Annotated in this window: 20 protein-coding genes and 1 pseudogene; 11 read left to right on the top strand and 10 right to left on the bottom strand. The window is 50.0% G+C overall.

Going from position 1 to position 26,410, the window contains the following annotated elements; genetic code table 11:
- Positions 1-347: 347 nt before the first annotated feature.
- The gene (locus EL628_RS14095) at positions 348-2,810 is read left to right on the top strand and encodes a valine--tRNA ligase (RefSeq protein ID WP_161975502.1); all 2,463 of its coding nucleotides are present in this window, start codon (positions 348-350) and stop codon (positions 2,808-2,810) included.
- Between the two features lie 216 nt (positions 2,811-3,026).
- Here EL628_RS14095 and EL628_RS14090 read toward each other — a convergent pair.
- A pseudogene (locus EL628_RS14090) lies at positions 3,027-3,290 on the bottom strand (winged helix-turn-helix transcriptional regulator); the annotation flags it as partial.
- A 9-nt stretch (positions 3,291-3,299) separates the two neighbouring features.
- Here EL628_RS14090 and EL628_RS14085 point away from each other — a divergent pair.
- Positions 3,300-4,025, top strand: coding sequence for an alpha/beta fold hydrolase (locus EL628_RS14085; protein WP_218028919.1), 726 nt, complete (start codon positions 3,300-3,302; stop codon positions 4,023-4,025).
- A 228-nt stretch (positions 4,026-4,253) separates the two neighbouring features.
- Positions 4,254-5,159, top strand: coding sequence for a LysR family transcriptional regulator (locus EL628_RS14080; protein ID WP_126580569.1), 906 nt, complete (start codon positions 4,254-4,256; stop codon positions 5,157-5,159).
- 102 nt (positions 5,160-5,261) lie between these two features.
- Here EL628_RS14080 and EL628_RS14075 read toward each other — a convergent pair whose 3' ends face one another.
- Genes EL628_RS14075 through EL628_RS14065 form a run of 3 tightly spaced genes read right to left on the bottom strand, consistent with a single transcriptional unit; the run spans position 5,262 to position 8,014 of the window.
- Positions 5,262-6,071 carry an ABC transporter permease gene (locus tag EL628_RS14075; RefSeq protein ID WP_126580568.1) on the bottom strand — a complete coding sequence of 270 codons (810 nt, stop codon included), beginning with the start codon at positions 6,069-6,071 and terminating at the stop codon, positions 5,262-5,264.
- Complete coding sequence (locus tag EL628_RS14070) at positions 6,055-6,927, bottom strand: ABC transporter ATP-binding protein (RefSeq protein WP_126580567.1); 873 nt, start codon at positions 6,925-6,927, stop codon at positions 6,055-6,057. Before EL628_RS14070 ends, EL628_RS14075 begins: the two co-directional genes overlap by 17 nt.
- A gap of 13 nt (positions 6,928-6,940) precedes the next feature.
- Positions 6,941-8,014, bottom strand: a complete 1,074-nt coding sequence (locus tag EL628_RS14065; protein ID WP_126580566.1) for an ABC transporter substrate-binding protein — start codon at positions 8,012-8,014, stop codon at positions 6,941-6,943.
- Between the two features lie 915 nt (positions 8,015-8,929).
- On the opposite strand from EL628_RS14065, the gene EL628_RS14060 reads away from it, so the two are divergent.
- From EL628_RS14060 to EL628_RS14035, 6 genes are all read left to right on the top strand, one after another.
- Positions 8,930-11,212, top strand: a complete 2,283-nt coding sequence (locus EL628_RS14060) for an ATP-dependent helicase (protein WP_126580565.1) — start codon at positions 8,930-8,932, stop codon at positions 11,210-11,212.
- A 495-nt stretch (positions 11,213-11,707) separates the two neighbouring features.
- Positions 11,708-12,196 (top strand): flavin reductase family protein, encoded by a 489-nt coding sequence (locus EL628_RS14055; RefSeq protein ID WP_126580564.1) that lies wholly within the window; start codon positions 11,708-11,710, stop codon positions 12,194-12,196.
- Between the two features lie 43 nt (positions 12,197-12,239).
- On the top strand, positions 12,240-12,977 hold the full coding sequence (locus EL628_RS14050; protein ID WP_161975501.1) for a DUF2232 domain-containing protein: 738 nt from the start codon (positions 12,240-12,242) through the stop codon (positions 12,975-12,977).
- 2 nt (positions 12,978-12,979) lie between these two features.
- On the top strand, positions 12,980-13,825 hold the full coding sequence (locus EL628_RS14045; protein ID WP_126580562.1) for an ATP-binding cassette domain-containing protein: 846 nt from the start codon (positions 12,980-12,982) through the stop codon (positions 13,823-13,825).
- Entirely contained in the window at positions 13,822-14,688 is an 867-nt protein-coding gene (locus EL628_RS14040; RefSeq protein WP_126580561.1) for an energy-coupling factor transporter ATPase, read from the top strand. Before EL628_RS14045 ends, EL628_RS14040 begins: the two co-directional genes overlap by 4 nt.
- A gap of 8 nt (positions 14,689-14,696) precedes the next feature.
- A complete protein-coding gene (locus EL628_RS14035; protein WP_126580560.1) occupies positions 14,697-15,725 on the top strand; it encodes an energy-coupling factor transporter transmembrane component T family protein in 1,029 nt (342 codons plus the stop codon).
- A 137-nt stretch (positions 15,726-15,862) separates the two neighbouring features.
- On the opposite strand, the gene EL628_RS14030 is transcribed toward EL628_RS14035, so the two are convergent.
- The 3 genes from EL628_RS14030 to EL628_RS14020 all read right to left on the bottom strand — a co-directional run bounded on the left by EL628_RS14030 (position 15,863) and on the right by EL628_RS14020 (position 20,156).
- On the bottom strand, positions 15,863-18,193 hold the full coding sequence (locus tag EL628_RS14030; RefSeq protein WP_161975500.1) for a glycoside hydrolase family 31 protein: 2,331 nt from the start codon (positions 18,191-18,193) through the stop codon (positions 15,863-15,865).
- Between the two features lie 143 nt (positions 18,194-18,336).
- Positions 18,337-19,044 carry a response regulator gene (locus EL628_RS14025; protein ID WP_218028918.1) on the bottom strand — a complete coding sequence of 236 codons (708 nt, stop codon included), beginning with the start codon at positions 19,042-19,044 and terminating at the stop codon, positions 18,337-18,339.
- A 35-nt stretch (positions 19,045-19,079) separates the two neighbouring features.
- Positions 19,080-20,156: a HAMP domain-containing sensor histidine kinase gene (locus EL628_RS14020; protein ID WP_126580558.1), complete on the bottom strand. Its 1,077-nt coding sequence runs from the start codon at positions 20,154-20,156 to the stop codon at positions 19,080-19,082.
- 727 nt (positions 20,157-20,883) lie between these two features.
- Here EL628_RS14020 and EL628_RS14015 point away from each other — a divergent pair.
- Positions 20,884-22,140 (top strand): glycosyltransferase family 4 protein, encoded by a 1,257-nt coding sequence (locus EL628_RS14015; RefSeq protein WP_126580557.1) that lies wholly within the window; start codon positions 20,884-20,886, stop codon positions 22,138-22,140.
- Positions 22,141-22,223: 83 nt separating this feature from the next.
- Here the strand turns inward: EL628_RS14015 and EL628_RS14010 are convergent, their stop codons facing one another.
- Positions 22,224-23,087 carry a DUF72 domain-containing protein gene (locus EL628_RS14010; protein ID WP_126580556.1) on the bottom strand — a complete coding sequence of 288 codons (864 nt, stop codon included), beginning with the start codon at positions 23,085-23,087 and terminating at the stop codon, positions 22,224-22,226.
- 234 nt (positions 23,088-23,321) lie between these two features.
- On the opposite strand from EL628_RS14010, the gene EL628_RS14005 reads away from it, so the two are divergent.
- Positions 23,322-24,242 (top strand): C39 family peptidase, encoded by a 921-nt coding sequence (locus EL628_RS14005; RefSeq protein ID WP_126580555.1) that lies wholly within the window; start codon positions 23,322-23,324, stop codon positions 24,240-24,242.
- A gap of 147 nt (positions 24,243-24,389) precedes the next feature.
- Here EL628_RS14005 and EL628_RS14000 read toward each other — a convergent pair whose 3' ends face one another.
- Both EL628_RS14000 and EL628_RS13995 read right to left on the bottom strand, forming a co-directional pair.
- Positions 24,390-25,493 (bottom strand): L,D-transpeptidase, encoded by a 1,104-nt coding sequence (locus EL628_RS14000; protein ID WP_126580554.1) that lies wholly within the window; start codon positions 25,491-25,493, stop codon positions 24,390-24,392.
- Positions 25,494-25,590: 97 nt separating this feature from the next.
- The gene (locus EL628_RS13995) at positions 25,591-26,394 is read right to left on the bottom strand and encodes an inositol monophosphatase family protein (RefSeq protein WP_161975499.1); all 804 of its coding nucleotides are present in this window, start codon (positions 26,392-26,394) and stop codon (positions 25,591-25,593) included.
- Positions 26,395-26,410 lie beyond the last annotated feature (16 nt).

Below are 26,410 nucleotides of genomic sequence, written 5' to 3'. Positions count from 1 at the left end.
AAGAGTAGACCTCTAGCAAGCTGATAGAGAAGAAGGGTCGATGGCTGAAAGCCCTTCGCAGCGGCTGGAGTTGAATGTCGCCCAGAGGCAATGCGGAAGAAAGCCGTGTGAACGCGGTGAGTAGATCCAGCACGGGTTAGCCCGTTATAGCGAGGCCCTGATTAACTCGGTAGATGCGTCTGGCGTGAATCTGGATAGGTATTATGAGCGAAGCTGGCGAGCCGTCGGGGTAACGAGTGCGTCGGTGCGGCAACGCCCGGCGAATTGAGGTGGTACCGCGAAAAGACCGACCCTTTCGTCCTCATGTGGATTGAAGGGTTTTTTTATTGGGAAAAGGAGCGATGGACATGAGTCTGTCCAAACGGTACGACCCTAGTATAACTGAACCGGCCCTGTGCGATCTCTGGCAGCGCGAGGGCACCTACCACTTCAAACGTGAGGACGAGCAACCCGAACAACGTGAGATTTACGCTATCGACACCCCTCCATTGACCGCGTCGGGCAACTTGCACCTCGGCCATGCTTATTCTTACAGTCATACTGATTTTATGGCCCGTTTCTGGCGCATGAATGGCTACAACGTATTCTACCCTATGGGCTATGAAGATAATGGGCTGCCCACCGAACGGCTGGTGGAGAAGCGTATGGGCATCACTGCTCTCCAGGTGGGTCGCACAGCCTTTATTGAGAAGTGTCTGGAGGTGAGCGATGAAGTCGAGAAGGATTACCAGACGATCTGGCAGCGGCTTGGCCTCTCAGTTGACTGGCGTTACAGCTATCGCAGCATCGACGAGTGGTCGCGCAAAACCTCGCAGTGGTCCTTTATCGACCTCTACAAAAAGGACCTGGCTTATCGCCGTGAGGCCCCGACCATCTGGTGTCCCACATGCCACACTGCTATTGCTCAGGCAGAACTAAACGACCTGGAGCGAGAGAGCGAGTTTGTCACCATTGTTTTCACCCTGGAGAGTGGCTCGGCATTACCGATCGCCACGACGCGGCCAGAGTTACTGTCCGCCTGTGTGGCTTTGTTTGTGCATCCTGAAGATACACGCTATACTCATCTGATTGGCTCACAGGTGACGGTGCCGCTGCTGGGGTTCAAGGTGCCGCTACTGGCTGATCCAAAGGCCGATCCCGCCAAAGGTACTGGTGCAGTGATGTGCTGTACCTTTGGCGACGTGACTGATGTGGAATGGTGGTATACGCACAAACTGCCCCTCAAGATCATCATCGGACGTGATGGGCGCATGACTGAGGCTGCGGGTGAATTTGCGGGGCTGAGCACAAAGGCAGCGAGGCAACGTATGGTGGCGCAGCTAGAAGAGCACGGTTTGCTGCTGAAGCGCGAGTCTGTGACACAATCCGTGCGTGTGCATGAGCGCTGCGATACGCCGGTGGAGTACCTGGTGGCCTGGCAGTGGTTTATTCGTGTGCTCGATTTCAAGCAGCAGTTGCTTGAGGCTGGGGAGCAGATCGAGTGGCAGCCAGAACATATGCACACCCGCTATCGCGAGTGGGTGGAGAACCTGGGTTGGGACTGGTGTATCTCGCGCCAGCGCTACTTTGGCGTGCCCTTTCCACTCTGGTACTGTCGCCAGTGCGGCGAGGTGCTGCTGGCCGACGAGGAACTGCTGCCGATTGATCCAACGACGCAGCAGCCCACACATAGCTGTCAGTGTGGCTGTACGGACTTCGCGCCGGAAGAGGATGTGATGGATACCTGGGCCACTTCCTCGATGTCGCCACAGATCGCAGGGCGCTGGTTCGCGGATCCGGCTCTCTATGCGCGAGTGTCACCTTTCGCGCTACGCCCACAGGGACATGAAATCATTCGCACCTGGGCCTTTGATACCATCGTAAAGTCTTTCCATCACTTTAATACCCTACCCTGGAAGACCGTGGCGCTCTCTGGATGGGGCCTGGCTGGAGCTGGCGGCGAGAAGATCAGCAAGAGCCGCGGCGGTGGTCCCATGGCCCCACTGAAGATGATCGAACGCTATTCTGCCGACGCTGTGCGCTACTGGGCAGCTTCGACCGGTTTTGGTAAAGACACGTTAATTAGCGAGGAGAAGATCAAGAACGGTGCGAAACTGGTCACCAAGCTCTGGAATGTGGCTCGTTTCAGCGAGCGCTTTTTGGAGGGGTATCAACCGGTGACCGATGGAATCGAGCTCACGCCAACCGATCGCTGGCTGTTGGCTCGCCTGGTGAGCGTCATCCGACGTGCAACTAATCTTCTCCAGAACTACGAGTACGCCACGGCCAAAGGCGAGATCGAGAGCTTTTTCTGGCACGATCTGGCTGACAACTACCTGGAAATGTGCAAAGAGCGGATCTATGGCGAGGCCAGCCCACTCCGAGAAGGTGCGCGCTACACGCTCTATTCGGCTCTGCTGACGACGCTCAAGCTTTTTGCTCCTTTCCTTCCCTATGTGACTGAAGAAATCTATCACGGGCTGTTCGCCGGGCACGAGGGCCATCCCTCGATACATCTGACGTGCTGGCCAGAGGCAAACCCGGACTGGGCGAGCGAGCAGGCAGAAGCTGCGGGCGAGATTTTGATCGAAGTTGCTACGGCTGTGCGGCGTTACAAGAGCGAGGCGAGCATCTCGTTGGGTGCCGAACTGAGCTGGTTGTTTCTTTCCACACCAGACGAGCAACTGGCCACAATGCTCGAAGCGGCACGGCTAGATATCATGAGCGTGACCCGGGCCAGAGGATTAAGCATTGGCACAGGTCTCGCGCTCCATGGTGCAACCGAGATCGCACGAAAAGAGGGGGTGATTACTATCGGTCTGGAGAAATAAAAACCAGGAACGTTTCATACGTGAGAGTCACTGTGATATGAAGAATGGGTGAGTTCTGCTTTCGCTATTAGAAAGTAAACTTCACCCATTTTGCGTCTAATTTAAATCTACAGCAGATCTATAGCGTGTACGCGATTCATTGCTCCCAAATCCAGCCTTTGTGGCCAATGAGCGTTGGGATGGTCACTGCACGCAATCAGGCGACCGCCAGGGCGTTCAAACCTTTAAAGGTGCTAACTCCTCAAGACCACAACCTTGTCTGGCTTCTCTTTCCTTGTCTCTTTCCTGCTCGACGATACTCTCTATCCGTTTTTGTCCCCAATCAGCCATCAGAAGCAGGATAGGCTTGAGGCTTTCTCCACACGGCGTGAGTGAATACTCCACCTTTGGCGGAACCTCTTTATAAATTTCTCTATGGATGATCCCATCTTCTTCCAATTCGCGGAGTTGAAGCGTGAGCATGCGCTTACTTGCCTGAGGAAGAAACTGGTGCTGGTTCTCTCGAACTCAATTGGCACCACAGTGGACATGTGGGATGGGCCAATTCAGGATTTATCGAAGCATTTTCGCGTTCTCCGTTACGACACCAGAGGTCATGGTGCCTCAGGCGTTCCAGAAGGAGCATATTCAATTGGCAGGCTCGGATGGGATGTGATCGAGTTGCTCGACGCGTTAAAGATCAGCCGTGTGCATTTCTGTGGGCTCTCGCTCGGCGGTATGGTTGGCCAATGGTTGGGCATCCATACCCCAGAGAGAATAAACCGACTGATTCTCTGCAGTACTTCATCATTCTTGGGGCCAACCTCACAATGGGATGGCCTGATCTCTTTTGTGCTGCAACCTGGGAATATGGCGGAAACCGCCGAAAGATTCCTCAGAAATTGGTTTCCTCCACATATGTTGGAGGAGGAGTGCGCCATTATACAATCAACTCGCGCCACGTTGCTCGCTATGGAGCCACAAGGGATTGCTGGATGCTGGGCTACGGTCCGTGACATGGATATGCGCAGGACCGTGGCACTGATCAACTGCCCAACACTGGTGATTGGTGGTCAGTACGATACGGTAACGCTGCCCAGCCACAGCGAATTGATCGCTGCAACAGTCCCTGGTTCAAAACTGGTGATGTTATCCGCAGTTCACTTATCGAATATCCAGTATCCAGCCGAATTCCTGAGTGCGGTGCTCACATTCTTGCTCTCCAACGAAAGGTAAAGGCGTCCAAGTTTCTTGAGTAGGAATAAAGACTCCTTCTCTCTTAAGCCCTCCATTCATAACCAGATGTCTGATAAAACAGCCAACCTCATCAATATTTGGAATGAGGTTGGCTTTTGTTTACAAAATTCTGTACGTTTTATCCCTTCGTCTGATATCATGCAGATGCCAGGGTGTTTTTTGCCGATTTAATAGGTATCTGGTTATAGTTGGGGGACGCTGAGGTCAATGAATCTACAGAACTTACGTATATTTTTGAAGGTAGCGGAACTGGAGCATGTCACACGTGCGGCTGAGGTCTTAAATTTAAGTCAGCCCGCCGTCACCAAGATTATTCAAAGTTTAGAGCGCGAGGCACACCTGAAGTTTGTGGAGAGGCAAGGACGAAGAATTGTCCTGACTCAAGCAGGTCGTGTGCTTCAAAGTTATGCACGTCGCTTATTTGCATTGGAACATGAGATGGATGCAGCTCTGGGAGCATTGCGGGATGTCGAAGGTGGAGAAGTGAGCCTGGCCGTCAATACCACCGCCTGGACCTATCTTCTGCCGCCCATTGTCGCCCGCTTTCGAGAGCGTTATCCACGTGTGCGATTACAGATTGCTGTCCTGAACTCTCATGAGATTATGGAAAAGACCCTTAATTGGGAGCTTGATTTTGGCCTGATCGAAGGGACTGCGACCGAGCTTCCACCACCTCTTCAGATGCATATTTTTTCCCAGGATCGTTTAATTCTTGTAGCGTCCCCCCAGCACCCTTTCGCTCAGAAAGAGAGTATCAGTGCAGAGATGATCTGTATTGGAGAGCTGTTGTTACGCGAGGAGGGAAGCGGTATTCGTGAAGTAATAGAGCAAGCATGTCGCATACAAGGCCTGGTGATTCAGCCTTTATTGACGCTCTCTGATAATGAAGCGCTAAAGCAGATGGTGATGAGTGGAGTTGGGGTTACTATTTTGTCAGAACTTGTGGTACAGAGAGAGCTTGCAAGTGGAGAACTTGTGCAGTTGCCAATGCTAGATTTTGCATTGCAAGCGCAGTTGAGCCTGATTCAGCGCAACGATAAGTTGCTTTCCCCGGCCTCACAAGCCTTTCTGCGTTTTCTTGTTGCAGCCAATACCCATTCCCAGTTTGCATAATTGTCGTATTTTTCAGAACGTATAACAAAAGGAGAGCGGAGCTTTCTGGCAAGCACATTCCGCTCTTCTTAATTATATAGCGTTTATCTTCTCGTTTATCGGCTAGTGAGCTCCAGCGAAGCCCCAGCGTGTACGAATAAGGCGCTCCAGCGGATTAAAGATTACGTTATCGATAGTCAGACCGATGACAATGATAATGATGATGACAGCAAAGATTAGCGCAATATCCCCAAAGTTGCGACCATTATCCAACAATCCGCCCAGGCTTGGGGTAATATAGAGTAGTTCAGCAGCCATTAATGAGCGCCAGGCAAAGGTCCATCCCTGTTTCAAGCCAGTGAGAATCGAGGGGAGGGCCGCTGGCAGGATGACCTGTGTATTGAGCGCAAGTCCGCGAGCACCCATATTGCGTGCAGCTTTCACATAGACAGGTGGCGTGTTTTTAATGCCAGCATCCACGCTCAAAGTTACAGAGAAGAGAGCCCCCATCACGACTACGAACAACATAGCCTGTTCAGACAGACCAAACCAGAGCAGAGCAAGCGGAATCCAGCAGACGCTGGGAAGAGCCTGGAGACCAAGCACCAGAGAACCAAGCGTCTCTTCAATATAGCGATTGCTTCCGATGAGCAGCCCCAGGATAACTCCAATCACCACTGAGATAACATATCCAAGAAACAGGCGACGCATACTGACCAGAATAGCCGTGATCATAGTCCCTTTCTGGAAACCAACAATCAGGCTATGCGCGACCGCCGTTGGACCTACGAAGAGATAGTCTGGCCAGATGCCTGATCGACTGATCCCTTCCCAGATGAGCAGCACAAAAACATAAAAAATAAACTGACGCAGTAATTTAAAGAGCCATTTATACTGAGCGGTTGGTCGAGAGAGATTAATTGCGCGTGCCATTGTGTTCCTCCTGTTCGCTGGCCTCGGTCTCGCTGCGCAGCACCTCAAGGATCTCAGCGGCTTTGTCGACCAGATTATGATCTTCGAGGCTGCGAGGCCGGGGAAGATCGATGCGGAAATCGCGAACGATTCGACCAGGGCGTGGAGCAAACACGACAACACGATCCCCTAATGCGACCGCTTCACGGACATTGTGCGTAACAAAAAGAATCGTTTTCTGTGTGCTGGACCAGATTGACTCAAGCTCGCTATGAAGCCGATCACGGGTAAACGCATCCAGTGCTCCAAAGGGCTCGTCCATCAGCAGGACTTCCGGATCAATTGCCAGAGCGCGTGCAATTGCGGCACGCTGGCGCATTCCACCAGAGAGTTGGTGCGAATAGCTGCGTTCAAAACCTTTGAGATGAACCAGCTCAATAAATTTGTGTGCGATCTCAGCGCGTTTGCGAGCTGGAATACCAGCCTGGCGCAGGCCAAACTCGACATTTTTCTGGACATCTAGCCAGGGAAAGAGAGCGGCTTCCTGGAACAGGAGAATACGATCAGTACCTGGTCCAGAGACGGCTCGATCATTGGCAAAGACAGTCCCACTACTGGCCGATTCCAGTCCTGCAATAATGCTCAGCAGCGTCGATTTCCCACAACCGCTGGGGCCAAGAAAACAGACGAATTCGCCAGAAGCAATCTTCAGATCGACCGGGCGTAGCGCCTCGACCTGGCGTCCATTGCTCTCAAATGTTTTACTGACACCCTCAATGCGCAGAGACGTACCATGGGCAAGAGGAGTTAAACTCCCCTTGCCCTCCTGCTCAGTAGTCTGGGAAACGCTTGCTATACTTGCTATATTAGAAGCCATTGCTCATCTCCCTCTATGAGGCCGCGACCGTTGCCAGGCCTTTGTCTTTTAAAATCTTGTTCAGAGGATCGAGATCATAAATGTGACTGAGGTCAGGTTTGGAATCACCCAGGAAGCCCAGGCTAAAGGCATTGTTCGCTGATGTGAAGAGCGATTTTGCCAGGGGATCATAGGTGATATCGAGATCTTTAAATGATTGATCGAGGACACTCTGTGCCAGTGGCTTGCCGGTTAAGGTCTGTAACTGATCATTTACCAGCTTCTCTGCGTCTGGCAGATTCTTGTTAATATACTGGACGGTCTCTACATGGGCCTTCAGAAACTCTGCAACGACATCGGGGTGCTGATCAAGGAATGCTTTACGAACCACAACATTGGTCGTGACAAATTTATTGTTGGGCCAGAGTGTGCGCTCATCGACAAAGACTGTTCCTTTGCCCTCTTGAACCAGGCGTGAGGCCCAGGGCTCAGGAACCCAGGCTCCATCGATCTGCCCTTGCTTAAACTCATTGAGAATAACGGAATTGTCTGCAGGCAGAATCTGGACCGAACCACCATCATCAGTGCTTTTCAGATTATGCTTCTGGAGGTAGTAGCGGAGCGAGATATCCTGTGTGCCCCCCTTTTGAGGTGTGGCGAGCTTTTTGCCAGCCAGATCGGCAGCACTTTTAATATTTGCGCCCGGGCGAACGATAAAGAGTGCACCACCGCTTGAAGCACCGGCAATGATGCGGAGTGTCTGACCGTGGCCGGTGACATAGCCATTGATAGCTGGATTTGGGCCAACGTAGCCAATATCGATTGAGCCTGCCTGAAGCGCCTCGATCAGATTTGGCCCGGCATTAAAGGTCGTAACCTTCAACGTATTGGCTCCAAAGGCCTTCTCAAACGTTTTATTGGCAACCCCAACCAGTGCGATTGCATGCGTAATATTGGGGAAATAGCCAAGATTGACCGTAATTGGAGGACTGGGCGTAGGCGTGCCGGTTGATCCAGTGGTTTGAGCTTCTCCGCAGGCTGCCAGAACAAATAAAAGCAGGAATGAGAGCGAAAAGAGCTTAAGATAATGCCGGGATGAACTTTTCATCTAAAGAGTACTCCTTATAATCAGAAGCATTGAGTGTCATGTCTCCGATGTTGTCACCTGCCTCATGCTTTCTTTATCGAGCAAAAGAGAGGGGCCCTTCCCGGTCCGGCGTTGAGCGATGAGTTCATTCTCATCAGTCGGGAATATATAATCCGCTGACATCCATGCGACCACTCAAAACAGACACACTCGTGAAAATGTGACCATGAACAGAGCTGTATTCGTCTATTTTGTAGAAGCAGTTACAAATATCCCCAGACGAAAGATCATTGAGAAGGAATGTCTTTTTGAAACTGCTGTTACAAATTCATGTGTAGAGCATACATAAGATGAATGAAGAAGTCAATGGATAGATCTGTCACCTCTAGTTGAGAAGTATAGAAGAAATGCTCACTAATAGAGGAGTGAACACAGAGAGACCGATCGATAATGGCTCAACAAAATTTGTAATGCTGGTTACATGATTATGATCATGGAGATGATTGCTTTCTACAATTAGTACTGTGATGAAAGAGGGCGAGCTGTAGCGGCTGCCACAATATGAGAACGTCCTGTATGGCTACGTAAGGTCTTCATTGCGTAGAGATAGTAGCTGCTCTCACCGGCTGTTTTCAATCTCATTGATAAAATATACATATAAATGATTCTCATAATCTTACTAAGAGGGCTATCTCTAATTGAAGGATAAAAAACTATTTTGCACCTCCTGGAATTGTTGCGAAGCTGATCTTCGCATGCTATAGTAGTGAGCCATGATTGAAAAAATGTTGTGAAAGTGGGGGTATCCAAAAACAATTGAAACCCTATGATGGTAACCCATTTTTCTCATTGTGCGTTGTCAGGAATGCGTGATGCTCCGCCCCTCAGGTGAGCCAGGGGCACCTGTATCACGTGAACAAAAGAGATGGAGCCAGGATGACCTCTCAGGGAGTTAGACAGAAAGCGAAGACACAGACAGCTTCACAGATGCAATTTAGTGCCAACCCACAACAGGAGGCGGCGATTGCCCATACCAATGGACCGGCTGCTTTTATTGCGGCTGCGGGGACTGGCAAGACCTCTATTCTCGTGCAGCGCCTGGTGCGTCTGATAGCTGACGAAGGCATCGCTCCAGAATCGATTCTCTGCGTCACCTTTACTCGCGCGGCGGCTGAGGAGATGGAGAAGCGAGCCCTCAAGGCCTTGCGCACACGTGGCATGGCGGCTAAGGATCTCAAGGCTTTACGGGTGGTGACATTCCACGGGCTTGGACATCAGATGCTGCGTGAGAAGCTGGAGTGGAAGCCACAGGAGCTCAATCAACGTTTAATTAGTGGTGAGCCCAGGCAGTGGTTGTCAGAAGATATCATTCGCCCCTGGCGCAGTAATCGGACGCGGGGCATGAACTGGGACGTCGATATTACCGATGTCTTGCGGGGTGTTGATCGAGCGAAGGAAGAGCTGATCAAGCCAGAGGATTCTGCTGCTTTCTTTTCAGCAGAATTGAGTATTGAGTCTGAGTTAGCTGAGCGCTATCAAGAGTTTTTTGTGTTGTACGAAAAGACAAAGCAAAAAGAAAAATTATATGATCTTTCCGATCTGATTTATGTTCCTTTATTGCTGCTGGAGGGAAGTCCTAAATTTCGTAAGACCTGGCAGGCACGTTATCAATACTTGCAGGTTGATGAGACGCAGGATACCAATCCATCGCAATATAAGATGATCCAGCATCTGGCGGCACCCAAAAATAATGTCGTCGTTGTTGGAGATCCAGATCAGGCTATCTATCAATTCCGAGGTGCCAGCCCTGAAGCCTCAATTCTTTCCTTTAAGGCGATGTACCCTCGGGGCCAGATCTATCGAATCGAGCATAATTATCGTTCGACGCCCCAGATTCTTGAGGCAGCTAATCGCCTCATCGGACATAATGAAGTGACCCCTGGTTTTGAGAAGGTGTTACGCCCAACTCAGCCCAGCGGGTCTCCTGTAACGGTGACCGCTTATCCCGATCAAGAGACCGAAGCCGAGGGGATCGCTACCAGTATTGATCAACTGGTGCGTACCTGGCGTCAACAGGGCGAAGAGCTCTCGTATCGCGATATCTTTGTGCTTTCGCGCACCAATCATCATCTGTCATCGCTGGAGATTGCTCTGGCTCGGCAGCGGGTCCCTTATCGAGCGTTGGGCGGGTCCTCGTTCTTTAAACGGAAGACGACCCGCGATATGCTGGCCTATCTGGCTCTGGTAGATGGTGTGCGTATCCATCAGGATTTCCAGGCGTCAAAGAATACTCCGCTGCCGCAGCGCTGGGATGATATCTTTACGCCCGTCCACTGTGGTGAACAGAATGCAGCCTTTCGTGTTGTGGCAAATATTCCGTCTAAAGAATATTTTGCTCGTTCTGGCAAGACTTCTCATCGTTTTACTCCCACTTTCTTTGGCACGTTGAGTGGCTTTGCCAGTGGCCGTCCACTCTTACAATTCTGTGATGAGCAGGCATACACCATTGCGAAAGAGTATCAGTTGGGGGTAAAAGACTTTGTGGCCTTGATCAAGCGCGTCGCTGCACGTTGCCATAATCATCCGGCTGAAGCAATTAAGTTGTTGCGTGAGTTTGCCTATGATGTGCACCTGCGCCACTATGATAGCAGACATAAGGAACAGCAGGATGAGGAGTCTGATGAGAGCAGCCCTGTGCCTCAGGAAGATACGAAGTCTGAGGCACGCTATGATGAACTTGAGGAACTGACTCAGATTGCGCAGAAGCATCATACCATTCGACACTTCTTGCAGGCGATGGCGACATTGAAGGATCAGGCCGAAGATAATAGTAAGAATAAGCGCGATTGTGTGACGCTCTTGACGGTCCATAAAAGTAAAGGTCTGGAGAAGCCCGTTGTCTTTGTGATGGGTCTGACGGAAGGGATCTTTCCCCATAAGCGTTCTTATACCATGGCGACTGAGGATGGTCCCATTATTCTGTCGGGCCTGGCTGAAGAGCGGCGTCTGGCCTATGTTGCCTTTACAAGAGCACAGAAGTACCTGTTCCTCTCCTGCATTTTGCGCTATCGAGGTACAGATGCCATTCCCTCGCGCTTTATTCAGGAGGCCGGGCTCTCGCCGACTGATGATGATGGGGTCCTCAATCCTTTTCTGATGAATCGAGATGGTACGCCACGTACCCTGAGTCCCCTGGTTGATATGCCAACCTTGTTCTGATTCTCGCAACGACTCCAGGCGTGAAGCGCCTGGGGCCGTCATGGAGCAAGCCTGCTGTTGACCAGTTCGGACTTCTCGTCCTATGTGGCTTGCTCTATGGCACCTCGTATGCTATTTCGATTGAGTGCTTTCCTGTTGTATGTTATGAGCCCGTTCACTCAACTTTTTTAACGGGTGTTGTGGATGTTGTATAGTACGATTGAGAACTACCATTGAATGGTATTGAAAACCATGACTGAGCATTATCATTCAGATGAAGGCTTAGTGGCTTCTTTGAAAGCCCGCTACTGTACCAGGCTCATTCTCAGAAATGAGCGTGCCAATTGACGTGTTTAGGAAACTCTCTTGTTAGATGCATCACATTACTTGCTCAAGCGGTGGGGTTTAGCCGTTCCCGTTCAAAAAAAAGGCCTTCCGAACGAAACGTTGCATACTTAGCGAAAGGAGAGCGGCATTTCTCCCCATGTATCCAATGGAGACCCTGCCGCAACATGCATGAGCGTTGATACCACTGAATTTCGTCGGGCCCTGGCACAATTTGCGTCTGGCGTCACGGTTGTCACAACTATTCTTCATGGCAAAGATTATGGCATGACCGTCAGTGCATTCTGTTCACTCTCTTTGCAGCCTCCTCTGATTCTCATCTGTATTGATCAACGGGCATCCAGCCATAATTTCATTATACAGAGCGGTCTGTTTGGCGTTAATATTCTTTCGGAGGAGAATAAAGACCTTTCCCGCCATTTTTCCCGTCAAGGATTGGTTGATTTTTCATCGATCCCTCATCAAAAGGGACCACTGGGCATCCCTCTTCTCAATGGCGTTCTTGCCACGCTTGAATGTCGGCTCGTTGAGAGCCAATATGGTGGAGATCACAGCATCTTTATTGGAGAGGTTCTGAGTGCAGAGGTCATTTCATCTAACCTGCCTCTTGTCTATTTCCGGGGCGCTTATCAGTCCATGAAATCAGTTGATGAAGCATAAATAGCGACTTTCAGCAGAGAAACTTGTAGGATGGAGTAGGATATTGAGAAGATTACAGGCAATTGAAATTGCGGAGGGGGCCCTGCTTGCCGATATTGCCGTTGTTTTTCATCTGATTGCCGTGTTTTTGCCGGTAGGCTCGTCGTTTTTTCAATTACTGTGTTTTGTCGCCTTTGCAGTCCTGGTCCTGAGGCGAGGTCTCTATGTTGGAATGATGGGGCTGGTCGTAGGCATGTTTATTGTTGCAGTGGTGATTGGTCCACATAGTCTCTTCCCTATGCTTTTAGAAGGGGCTGGTGGACTCTATCTGGGCCTGACCATGAAGCGCCGTTTCAGCCATGTTGCTATTATCGTGTTGGGAGCCCTGGGTGGGGCGTTATTTCTTTACTGCTGGCTGTTTCTGTTGACACTTTTTTTTCACCTCTCGTTACAATCGTTTTTTGACTCGATTCATCAGGCTGAGGAAGCACTCTTCCCTGTGCTGGCGAGTAGCTATGAAAGGATGGGGCAGGGGGAGATGTGGCGGCAGACCATTCATCCACAACTGGTAGCTGCTTCGAATTGGCTGATCACCTACTGGTGGCTCTCTCTTTATCTGGCGCTTCTGACAATCTTATTGCCCGTTGTTGTATGTGTCTATGTCGCCACAAATACGCTCGTACGCTGGCTGGGATATGAGGTTCGCCCTTTTCCAAATGATCGCTTTATTCACCGACTGCGCTGGCTCTTCCAACGCTTGATCCCTCGCAAGATGATAAAGAAAGTACGGAGCCGGTTCTAACTATGACGAGAACTCCACTTATTGATATACAACAGGCTAGCTATGCCTATCCTCTGTCGGCAGGTGCGCAGAGCCAGGTTCAGGCCCTCGTAGAGGTGAACTTGCGGATTGAGCAGGGGGAATATGTAGCTCTTCTGGGCCATAATGGCAGTGGTAAGTCGACGCTGGCTCGCCTGTGTAATGCTCTTCTTCTGCCTGATAGTGGGCGTGTATTTGTTGCCGGAATGCTTACCAGTCAGCAGCAATTGCACAGCCAGATTCGTGAACGAATTGGCATGATCTTCCAATCTCCGGATAATCAACTGATCGCAACCGTTGTTGAGGATGATGTAGCCTGGAGCCTGGCCCGGCGCGGTTTTACCCTTCCGGTGATTCGTGAGCGTGTCGATGAGGCCCTCAGGGCCGTGAATATTGCTCATCTTCGCTGGCTCCCACCCCATAAGCTTTCAGGAGGGCAGAAGCAGCGGGTCGCTATTGCTGGTATCCTGGCCCTACGCCCTGATTGCATTATTGCTGATGAGGCGACTGCTGCCCTCGATCCAATCGCACGACAAGAGATTATTGATCTGCTCTTTCGCTTACATCAAGAATATGGCCTCACTATTCTGCATGTGACGCACTTATTGGAAGAGACGATACGAGCGCAGCGCGTCCTGTTGATGGAGCAAGGCCGCATTGTCCAAGAGGATACTCCTGCAAGAATCTTTGCTGATCTTGAGCGTTTACAAGCACTAAAATTAGCCATTCCTGAACCTTTTGTGCTGGCAACCCGTTTGCGTAAAGCAGGCATACACCTTTCTGAAGAGGCTATGAGTCTCGAGGCAATGGCAAGAGAGCTACATTCATGAGCGAGACAATTATTCGGACGCAGAACCTTGGTTACGCCTATACATCGGGCCCATCTCCCAGGCATGTTTTAACGGACGTCTCATTAGAAATTGAGCGAGGTAGTTGCGTTGCTATTATTGGAACCAATGGTTCTGGTAAGACAACGCTTGTGCAGCATTTTAATGGGCTGTTGCGCCCGACTTCTGGCACAGTCTGGGTTGACGGAGTGAATTTAGGGACGAAGCAGAGCACAGTGCGAGAGCTCCGCAGGCGCGTCGGACTGCTCTTCCAATTTCCTGAATCGCAGCTATTTGAGCGCACGATTTATGATGATGTCGCGTTTGGACCCCGCCGGTTGCGCTTAAGTGAGAGTGAGGTCCAGCAGCGGGTATATCGCGCTCTTATGGCGGTTCATCTGCCATTGCCCGAGTATGCGCAACGTTCTCCATTTGCCTTAAGTGGTGGTCAGCGCCGCCGTGTTGCATTAGCCGTGTTGCTCGCAATGGAGCCCACGATCCTTATTCTGGATGAGCCATCCGTAGGACTGGATGGAGAGGCCAGACAGGAGTTATATCAGATCTTACAGGAGATCCGCCTGGAGAGGGAGGTAACTATCGTTCTGGTCTCGCATGATATGGCAGAGGTCGCGAGTATCTGTGATCGTCTCTATCTGTTGCATGAGGGTCGACTTGTGCTACAAGGTCCTCCTCGAACGATCTTTGCGCAGAGCCAGCAGGTTTTACAGTATGGTTTAGCCCTTCCTCCACTCAACGAATTACTCCATCTCCTGCGTCAGCAGGGGATGTCTATTCCCGAAGAGCTCTTCACGCTTGAAGAGGTGTATGCCTTTTTCGTCAATCAAAGAAGACAAGCTCATCAATAGGTTAAAGAATGCTGAAAAATATCTCTATTGGAATCTACTATCCAGGCAAAAGTCTGCTCCATCGTTTGCAGGCTCGCACCAAATTAATCAGTATCTTTTGGATGGTTGGGATTTTATTCATTGCGAATCATCGCATATGGCATTTTGCGCCGTATCTTATCGTTGGAGGACTGGCGCTGGCTGGTATTCTTCTGTCGGGTATTACACTACGTGAGATCTGGCATCGCGTCTGGTTTCTGATTGCAATGACGCTCACCAGCGCCCTGTTTGCGATCTTTAATCAGCAGGGGGATGAGAGAGTCTTTACCCGGCTGGGGCCATGGCAGGTTCTGCCATCACTGGCGATTTCAATACTCCTGAGTAGCTGTGGAGTCATCTGTTTGCTTTTTTTGTCCAGCTTTTTACGCCCTCTTGGTGCATCTCTGTCTTCCACAGTTATCAGCCTTGCCAGATCTTTTCTGGTCTTCATGCTGCTGGTTAGTGTGCTGGTACTGGTGGGCATTGTTCTGCTTGCGGGCTCCAAAGCCTTGCCAGTCGGGCCAGTAATCATTACTTATGGAAGTGTGTGGGCCCTGGTCACAAGTTTTGCCGTGTTTTTAGAGCTTTATCTTTTTTCTCTCCTATTAACAATGACCACATTGCCAGTTGCCTTAATTGAAGCGACAACCTGGCTGCTGTATCCGTTACGTCGCCTTCATCTACCAGTGGATGATTTCGCTTTAATGGCTCTCCTGGCCCTGCGTTTTATTCCAACCTTGTTTGAGGAGGCGGAGCAGTTAATCAAAGCGCAGAGTGCAAGAGGGGCTGATATAACAGAGGGGAGCCTGTTCGAGCGAATGCGCTGCCTGGCTATGTTTTTTGTTCCTCTGATACATGGGACATTGCGGCGAGCGTCCGAGTTGTCAGTCGCATTGGAGGCGCGTGGCTATCAGTCCGAAGGCCAGCAGACGCGGTTGCATGAGCAGAATCTGCATTGGATCGACTATCTGACACTAGGAGTGATTGCAGCTATAACGCTAGGATCGCTTTTCCTCTAAAAAGATTCTGTTCCTATTCAAGCCTCTTGTTACACTCTTGTTACAAAAAAAGCGATCCTTTAGATGGTTATACTGGCTGGCTTCTGACGGGTATCAATCGAAGAAAGAAAGATCTTACCCGCCATGCCTCCGGATGTCTAAGACAGTTTGATCGTTGTCGCCCCCTGACCCGTCTGGATCTGGCCTTGCAAGGTACGATCGCCAATATGAACAATAATAGTATAGAAAGCATATGAGGGTTTGTAGCCCTTATGCTGTTCCTCGAGCTGTACTGTCACTGTTTCACCAGTTGTCTGGCAGCTCAGCGTCGTCGTAGCAAAAGCCCCCTGGCGATATGCCTGGGTCTGACCATCGTCCTCATAGAGCGTGTAGCTTGCCAGACCGTCTTTTGTGAGATAGCAGGTGAAAGTTAACGGCTCCTGATGGGGTTGGTCTGTATATTGCAGCACAGGTCCAGTTGGGATGATGCTATTGGCACGCACAAAGAATGGCCAGCGCTCAAGGGGTGCTGGAACCTCATGCGTAGCCAGACCAGAATAGGGCGTCCCATCCCAATAGTCAAACCATTCCCCTTCAGGAAGATAGACTTCTCTGCTGGTTGCTCCGGCCTCTGAGATAGGGGCTGAGAGCAAGGTTTCACCAATCAGGAACTGTGTCTCGACATTTGCGGCTTGCTCGTCCTGCGGATAGTGATAATAGAGTGGGCGCATGATTGGTGAGCCGTCAATAGTAGCTTGCTGGAAGAGCGTATAGAGATGAGGGAGCAACTGATAGCGCGTCTCTATCGCTTTGCGGATCGCGCTTTCATAAGGTTCGCCAAAGGCCCAGGGTTCCTGACTTACGGTCTCTTTAGAGCTGTGATTACGGCTAAAGGGCATGAGCGCTCCCAACTGGCTAAAACGTGTTAAGAGCTCTCCATTGCTATCATCATGAAAGCCACCGATATCTGAGCCCACAAAGGCCTGTCCACTTACTCCAATCGAGAGGCACATACGGACCGCCAGACGAATATGAGACCATTTGCTGGTATTGTCACCAGTCCAGAGAGCTGCATAGCGTTGCATACCACCAGTGCCCGAGCGGGTGAGGACGAAAGGGCGCGAGTCAGGGCGAAGTGAGCGCAGGCCTTCGTAGGTTGTGCGTGCAAGCTCCATGCCATATGCATTGTGGAAGTCGCGGTGGCTTACCGTAGGGCCATCAGGACCAGTAGCATGAGCACCTCCAGCTTGATGCACAACACTTGCATCCATAGTTTTACCCCAGAGCGATGGTTCATCCTCATCAGTATTAAGCAGCGAATTCGTGAGGGCTGGTTCATCCATATCGTTCCAGATGGCATCTACGCCAGCATCCAAGAGTGCTTTGTAATTTTTCCCCCACCATGCCCGTACCGCTGCCTGTGAGAAATCAGGAAAAGCGCTATTACCGGGCCAGACGCTGCCAACAAACAGTTCTCCATTGGGGTAGCGACAGAAATAATCATTCGCCAACCCTTCGCGATAAATGGAATATTCTTCATCAACCTTGGTTCCGGGGTCGAGAATGGTGACCACATGAAAATGCTGTTCATGTAATTTTTTGGTCAATGCCACGGGATCTGGGAAGCGCTCAGGATGCCAGGTAAAGTTCCTGTACCCATCCATATAATCAATATCCAACCAGATGGCATCGGCTGGATGTTTACGTTCGCGAAGTTGATCGGCAATCGAACTGGCCAGTTCGGCTGACGCATAGCTCCAACGACACTGATGATAGCCAAGGGTCCACCGCGCTGGAAGAGGCATGCGCCCGGTCAACTCAGTATATTGGCGCAGAACATCGGCAGGAGTAGGACCAGTAAAAAAATAGATTGGAAGCTCATTCGCCTCAGCTGTAAGCGTTGCAATACCGGGCTCGCTCACACCCAGATCGGCATTGATCTGACCAGTGTAATCAATAAAGACCCCGGAAGCCTGTCCCGTCGCAACATGATGAAGCGTAAAAAACGGAATGGAGGTATACATTGAGGTAACACCCTCATCATGATGGCCTGGGAAATCAATATTCCAGATTGGAAAGGCCTCTCCACGTTTATTTAGCCCTCCGGTGCGCTCGCCAAAGCCATAGATGCGGGCCTGCTCTTCCAGTGAGAGATGAAGTTGGATCTGTGTGGGCGTGAATAGAATGGTCTGGAGATAGGGTTCTAAGCGTTTTAACATCTCAGCTTCAGAGAGCGTTGTCGACCATTGTTCATCTCCGTGAGCAACCATCCAGGAGTGGTAGGGGAGCGTTCCCTCTCCTCCATCTGCTAGCTGGTAGCGATCCTCCGAAGTCGATACATCACGAATACAGCGAAGACGTAGAATCTCATGCCCGAGAAATGAGCCTGCAATAAGACTATCAGACTGGTCTACAGTGACCTTCCAAAGATATTCATATCCTGACCTTTTCAGGTAATGAACCTGATTATTTTGTGTAGAGATATTCAAGATCTGCTCCTCCAAAAATAGCCTATTTCCTGGATACAAATTTTTTAGCACTCTTATGGATCTAGACGTATAGTAGCATACAATTGGGCATCTGCCACCCATTGAAGAGAGACGATCTGCGTAGAGGGGGATCGAGGGATTACTTAAGGCTCAGGGTCAATCAATCCATGGTGAATGGCAAAACGGACAAGATGAGTGATATCCTGTAAGCCTAATTTCTCCATCACATTTGCTCGATGAGCCTGAACAGTTTTAATGCTCAAGACCAGCAAGGTGGCGATCTCTTGATTTGTTTTCCCCTCGGCCACCAGTGTGAGGACCTCAATCTCGCGTGGAGTAAGCACCTGGAGCGCATTCGGAAGCGTCTGTCCTCGTGGGCTTTCACCTGCCTGTGCATGATGGGGAGCGAGATACGCACGTACGAGCGCTCTGGCCAGGCCCGGGTAGAGATACATCTCACCCTGAGCAACGGCCCGCACTGCACTACTAAGCTCCGCAGGGGCAGCTTTTTTTACAAGATAGCCAGCGGCTCCAACACGCAGAGCCTGTAAGAAATATTCTTCCCTCTCATGCATCGTTAGAATTAAGACCTGCGTCTGTGGAAGCTCACGACGAATATGTTTGCACGCGGTGAGGCCATCCATCTGAGCCATACTGATATCTAACACGACAATAGCAGGCCTGAGGGCTCGAGCCTGAGCAATGGCCTCTCCACCTGTACGAGCCTCCCCGACCACACGCATATCTGGCTGAGCCTTAAAGAGCAGTCTGAGACCTTGACGAAGAATATCATGATCATCTGCAAGTAGCACAGAGATCATCTTTTCACCTGAATTGGCTTCAATCTGCATTGAAGTCCTCCTTGAGCTGGTCACATGAATTACTGTTAGCGTATCTTTGGGGGCAAAATTTCGCCAGCGTTCTCTGGAAGAGGAAGTCGGACAGAGACCTGTGTGCCCTGTCCAGGTCTGGAACGAATTTCGCATACCCCCCCGATCTGAGTCGCTCGCTCACGCATACCGAACAAGCCGGTACTTTTGTAGTGTTGATCTGTTTGAAAACCACAACCTTTATCCTCAATAGTCAGCCTTAAGGATGGCTCTTCAACCCGAAGCGAGATCCAGGCATGAGACGTGTGTGCATGGCGCGCTACATTGGTTAAACTCTCCTGAGCAATACGAAAGATAGTTGTCTCATAGAGTTTAGAGAGACCTTTGATCGCCTCTTCCTCTATTGTAAGCACGATTTCAAGCTGAAGGTGTTTCTGGCTATCGTCGGCAAGCCAGCGTAGAGCCGCAGCCAGGCCGAGATCATCCAGTACACTGGGCCGTAGCTGTTGAGAGAGGACGCGAATATTCTCTAGCGTGAGCTGTGTAAGACTCATGAGCTGCTGAACTTCATCGATGAGCTCTATCTGCACTATCGTAGACAGAGAGTCCTCGGAGAGAGAGCGTAGCTGCTGCTGAAGGAGCTCCTCATGGATTAAAAGAGCAGTCAAGGTCTGACCAGCCTCATCGTGCAACTCCAGGGCAATCCTGCGACGCTCATCTTCTTGTGTCTGAAAAATAATTTGAGCCTGTTCATGGCGCAAGTTTTCCAGGCGATCAAGCATGGCGTTAAAAGCATGCGCAAGTTCATGAAGTTCCCCATCGTTTGGAGAGAGTGGGGCGCGTATCTGAGTCCGACCAGCACTTATTTCTCGTATAACAAAGAGAAGGCGAAATAGGGGGCGGAAACTGGTCCGTATCACCAGGCTATTGATCACTAACGTGAACAGTGTTGCAGCCACCAGGAAGCCAGTATCAATCAGATAGTGTTGTGTCTCAAGATTGTGGCTGGTTACCCAGAGGCCAGCGAGAGCCTCGCCAACAAGCATGAGCGTGTTAATGAGGATGACTTTTTCAAAGAGAGAAAGTTGCCACGTGCGGACCCAGGTAAGTAGGGAATGAAGACTCTTACGCACTGGTGAACACCATTTCCTCCTCGTTGGCTTGTGATAAAGACATCATTGCACTTAACTATAAGCGTATTGTCACGATTGGTCAAGTTGAAACAATACCAAAGGTGGTAGAATTGGACCTCATGCGCCTATGGAAGGAATGAGGCTCTATTCTACCACCTTTAGTGCGAAGAAGGACCTTTCCCGTCCCCCAAATCTTGTGTAAATTTGCAAGCTGTGCTATAATTAGGGCAAAATAAGAATAAAAGTGTGAATAGGGTTTGGCGCATTTTGAATGGCCTGAATGCCTTATAGATTCAGCGTTTTTCATTCTGATGCAACCTGTATTCGTATCCTCTCTACCAGCCACGTAGCGCAATTTCTTGACAAAGCGGTCACTTGCAAGCATTTAAGGGATGAACAGCTCGCGTTTGTAGTCTTGTTCATTTTTCTTCTCTGAAAAAAAATGAACTGTTTTACAAAGACGCAGCCCATTGTTCACCATCAGTTCGTTGTCGGTTCTCAGGAGGCGGCAAATGGACAGTTTTAAGCCACAAAAATCAGTTGTCAGGCTTGTGGTTTCCTGTAATAGATATATAGTCGTGTCCTGGTGATAGGAGTCGATCCTCCTCTACAATATGTCACTTTTTTGTTTCATCAACCGTGTAGTATTTGGGTAAGGAAAGCCCATGAGTAGTGTAGAAGGTAACTAAGGACTATGGATTTACCACAGAAGAGTAGAGGGTAACGTATGAAAATTGCGCATATTGCACCGCCTTGGATTGCCATTCCTCCCAAAAATTATGGAGGGACTGAAGTTGTACTCTATAATCTTGTAGAGGAACAGGTAGCTCAGGGACACGATGTGACACTCTTTGCTCCCGGTGATGCAAAAACATCAGCCAGGCTTGTCTCTTTTTTTCCTCAGGCCCTGATTGATTCTGGAGTCCCCTGGGAAGGCCACCTCAAGGCCTATTACCATATCTTTAAATCGGTTGAGTATATCAAAACCCATCGATTTGATATTGTGCATACACATCTCTCTTCCTGTGCAGATATGTATGTTTTCCCTTTGATTTCACAGATGTTGACGCCACACGTCAGCACTTTGCATAGCCGTTTTCCCTTTGACCGTGTCCAGACCTGGACCGGGGATGCGGATCAATACTATATGGATTGGTGTGCTTCAGTGCCAATGGTTGCGATCAGTGAAAGCGCACGCAAAGAGGTGACGCATCCCTTAAATTTCGTGGCAACCGTCCATCATGGTCTCCCAATGAAGACATTCAAGCCAACAGTCGAGACTCCGGAGGATGCGCTGGTCTGGTTAGGGCGTATGGTTCCTGAGAAAGGGCCACACCTGGCAATTCAGGCGGCGAAAGCGGCTGGAAGGTCCTTAATCCTGGCCGGAACGATTGATAGGCATGTGCGGGAGTCTGTGAACTATTTTGAAGAGGTCATCAAGCCTCAATTGGATGGGGAACAGATTAAATACATTGGTCCAGTCAATATGGAGCAGAAACTTGATCTCCTTAGCCGGGCGTATGGCTTTTTAAATCCCATCACCTGGGAAGAGCCGTTTGGAATGGTTATGATTGAGGCGATGGCAGTTGGGTGTCCAGTCATCAGTTTTGCCCGTGGAGCGGCTCCAGAAATTATTATGCATCGCAAGAGTGGTTTCCTGGTCCATGATGTGGAGGAGATGATTCGTTTTATCCCAAGGTTGGCGGAGATCGATCGACGAGCGGTGCGCGCCTATGTGGAGCAGAATTTTTCTGTGCGGGCAATGGCTGACAAATATACTCGGGCCTATAAAAAGGTGATTGCGTCGTCGCTCCTGGCGTCTTCGATGCCAAAGGTCACTGTGACAGCTCATTCTGGCGCAGTTCCTCTGACAGTGCCCGCAGTGTCAAAACCAGGATTGTTCAATACTATTGATCCACTGAGCGCAAGCTATTCTTCAGCGTTGACGACTAAAGCGCCAACAGAGGCTGAGCCGCTCTCCTGAAGCTAAGACAGAGAAGATCAAACAAACGCATCTCTACGTGTTTCGAAACATGTGTAGATGCGTTTGTTTGATCTTCTGTTCGTTTAAAAGAGTTGAAGTTGTTCGGGCTGAGGTTCTTCGGGCTCCAGCCGCCAGGAAAGTGTCGGTAAAGGGAAAAGGGCCTTAACTCTCTGATAGAGTGCGTAACAGATCGCTGGTGAATGTTCCTCATATGGACAATGGCAGAAGACATAGAGCGTGCGGCCCTCTTTGAGCCAGTGAGCACAGTGCTGAGCCCATTCATCCAGAAGAGGTTCATTGACGTCCATGCGGGGATGACCAATGTAGCGAATAAACGTAAAATCTGTGGTAATCACTCGTTGCAATGGGAGATCTGGTTTACGTTCGCGTGCCTGTAGAACCTGCTGTTCTTCAGCCGAGCCAACGCGAATTGGTCGTGTATCCATCATCACGCGCGCTACGTGATAGTGCTCCAGGAGCTCATTGAGGGCGCGAGAGGCTTCTGGCTGATAGAACTCGGCATGACGGACTTCAACCGCGAGCCGAACTTCAGCTGGCCAGAAGGCAAGAAATCTGTGGAGATTTTCCAGTTGAGATGGTCCAAAGGCAGGAGGAAGTTGGAGAAAGATCGGGCCTAAACGTTCCCCAAAGCCTTGCATCCGTTGAATAAAAGCCAGCGTTTCAGCCTGTTTGAATTGTAGCTCTCCTTCGTGGCTGATCGTGCGTGAAACCTTGGGGCAGAAGCGAAAGTGTGCAGGGGCTTCTTGTGCCCAGCGTGTGATTGTTTCGGGTGATGGAAGTGCATAAAAAATAGTATTGCCTTCTACTGTTGTCAATTTCTGGCTGTAGAGGCGCAAAAAATCGCTTGTGGGCGTACGTGCCGGAAACAGGCGGCCATGGCCGACCCAATCTTTATATCCCCACATGGGACAACCAATATAGAACATGAACCCCCTCAGATTGGCTACTTTTTCTGATCTTTTATGAGATAACTAGCATAGCATGCTGGTATGTAGGATAGCAAATCTCATTTGGTAGGAGTGCGAGAAGTCAAAGTAGTCTAGCCTGATCTGGCTGTTTTTCCGCAAAACCCCCAGATTTAGCTGTTCATATGGTTATAATGATCAATAAGGTTACTCCTGAAGTTCAGTACTCAAAGTTTTATTTTGTGAGGGGAATGTATGTTGACTGCTGCTGTAGCGGCTCTGCTCGTGTGCGTTGTGCTTATTATTGCAAGTATTGTGGTGAGTGCCTGGCTTGCACATCGACGCTATAAACGGACAGTAGCTTCCCAGTCGACGCTTCCTGCCCACCCACTTGATCGACATGTGACGGCGATTCTGCATTTGCAAGATGGCAATATTGTGAGGGTTGAGGAACCTGGCCCTCCTTCCTTTTTTATTTTGCCTGCGCGCTGGTATGCACGTCGGCGGATTATCGTCTCATTGGGTCTACTCGCTATGTTACTCCTGGCCATGGCGATTCAGGGTGGGTTAGCTGGAGGCGGAGGAATCAGAACTCTTACAGATACGCTCGGTCTCTCTTTTTTAAATCCTGCTCAACCGAATGGGGTCAGTCTGGCAGACCGGCCATTGCCAACAACCGCAAGCCAGCGCGTGGTACGCATCGATTCGGCTTCAGTCGCCCAGTACCGTACGGCCTATCAACTGAATGTCTGGTCCTACTCTTCCTGCTCTGGGATTGCGATGGAGACGGTGATGAATGCTTATGGGAGACATTTCATCGCCTCCGATATCCTGCAAGAGGAACTGAATCTAGGGGTGTGGGATGTGAATCTGGGTCTGTTGCGCGAAGATGGGATCGGATTAACGGCTGCAAACTTTGGTTTTGCCACAGATGCCGGGCATACGCGTACCTTTCAGCAGGTCGTTGATATTGCTAATAAAGGCCAGCCAGTGATAGTCAGCGTGCGGGATGCTCGCTATTATCCAGGCGGACATCTGTTTGTGATCAAGGGAGGGGATGACCAATATGTCTATATTGCTGACTCCTCCTTGAATAATTTTCAAAAGATGACCAATGCTATGTTCCAGGGGATGTGGCAAGGCTTTAGTGCCGTTTTGACACCAAAAGATATCTAGCCTGACTGTTCTGTTATACAGGAAGAGCCCAATCTCATCCAATGGAATATTTGGACGAGATTGGGCTCTTCCTGTATTTGAAATGTTCAATCAAACGAACTGTGAACCATACGGCTACAGATTGAACTGCTATCGATTCTGGCCTTTTTAATAGACGATGACGGGCGTATAGATAGCAACGAAATCATAGAGCCAGGCGGCATTTGCTTTTGAGAGATTTACACAGCCGTGAGAGCCCTGTGATGAGTAGATATCCCCGCTGGCATCTTGATGTGGAAAATTGGTGCCGGGCCCATAGTCGTCGCGCCACCAGCTATCATGGATAAAATAGCCATTGCTGTGATATTGCATAGCATAGTTAACGGGAGTGTCTGGATACCAGCCAGGATCTGATTGAGGGAGTCCTGCCTTAAAAATCGTATGGGTCTGTTTGCCCTCGATCCACCAATCACCTGGAATGCTGGGACGATCGGGACGGCCAGTGGTCACAAGAAAGGCCTTGACAAGGGTTCCGTGATCGTAAGCACGAAGGACCTGTTCATTTAAAGAGATGACAAGTGCCTTTTTATCCAGATCGCCTTTCTGTTTGAGGAGATCCAGATCGCTCTGATGAGCAAGGTAGTAAGGAGTCTGATCCTCGGCCACGCGTTGCATAGCTGCAAAGTTGGTCAGATACATCTGTTCGTTTTCAATGGCTTGCTGATAGTCAGATATGGTCTGCGCAGCGACGAGATCGTTCTGAATCCACAGACCGATCCCCTTTGCGCCATATTCAAAGCCAAGTGGATAATTGATCTGGTCCGTTGGATTATGATAGATGTGGCTCTGTCCCCAGGCTGTGACTGTTTGCTGTAACTGTTGTTGAAGCGCCTCTGCTTCTGTCTTCATCGTCGGCAGTTGAATGCTGATAATATGGGCTGAGAGGAGGGTCAGGGCTGCTTGATAGTCGCTGGATGTATGGGCCTCCTGAAGGGCGTGTTGATCCTGGCGATAGCTTTGCTCGTAAGAGCTTGTATTGCCACCAAACTGGTGAAGCAGACTGATCCAGCGCTGGAAGGTCTGAATTTGGGTGGTCCCCTGCTCATGAAGAGCTGGAGAGATAGATGGTGTCACCTCAGGGTTATCCGCAAGTCCCAATCCCTCTGGCGATGGCTTACAACTGCTGAGCAGGCAGCAGAACACAATGCCATACCATATGTACCATAGAGGAGCCAGGAGACGCGACCAGCTAGAATCTATCTGCTTGTTCATAAATTTCTTCTGATACAAGAAAACTCTCGATGAGTAAAAAGTACAACGTTTGGTAGGGAGCGAAAGAAGCGCATCTCCTGGCTCCAAAAGAGAGACATCAGCTCGTTTTTTTGAGCCGACTTAAGATCTCTTGATGGAGTTTTTTATTGCCAGCCAGCACCAGCGAGAATTTTTCGCTGAGATTGGCAATTGGCCGCAAAGGTTTTCCTTCCTGGTCGGTAACGACCCCTCCAGCCTCAAGCACAATACCAGCGGAGGCCAGGAACGATTCTCCGGTGATTTCGTCCCCAATATCGATATAGGCATCGTAGGTTCCACTTGCCACATACACACTATCCATCGCTGGACTGCCAGTGCGGCGCATCTGTTTTAGCGCAGGAGATTGGGTGAGAAGCGCCTTCATCGCTTCAATATTTTTGCCATCCAGGTTCACGCCTGCCAGACTCTCGCGGATATTGGTGATCGTACTGGTCTGACAGCGACGACCATTGCGGAAAGCACCGGCCCCTTTTTGTGCTTCATAAACAGTGCCGCTAAAGAGCTCTCCAACCAGCGCCCATTGGACGTGTTCTGGCGTGACGGGTGCATCAATAGGAACAACCGCCAGTGCGACGGAGGCGGTCATAATCCCTCGCTCAACGTTATCAGAGCCATCGATGGGATCGATAATCACGCGATAAGCAGGATTCGCCGTAGTGCTAAACGTCTCGCGCTCTTCGCTAATAATCTCAAATCCAATCCCACTCTCGGTTAAACCATCGATAATGATATCCTCTGCATCACGATCAAACTGCATAGTTGTGTGTTTGGACGACTGTGAGTAGACCTGTTTGCGATCGTATCGTTCGGACTGTGCGTAGGCCCGCACCTGACGAAATAGCTGTTCAAGTAATTCTTGCATAATGTTTCTTTGCCTG

Source organism: Tengunoibacter tsumagoiensis (assembly GCF_003967535.1).
GTDB lineage: Bacteria > Chloroflexota > Ktedonobacteria > Ktedonobacterales > Ktedonobacteraceae > Tengunoibacter > Tengunoibacter tsumagoiensis.
This window is presented reverse-complemented; position numbering and strand designations above follow the sequence as displayed.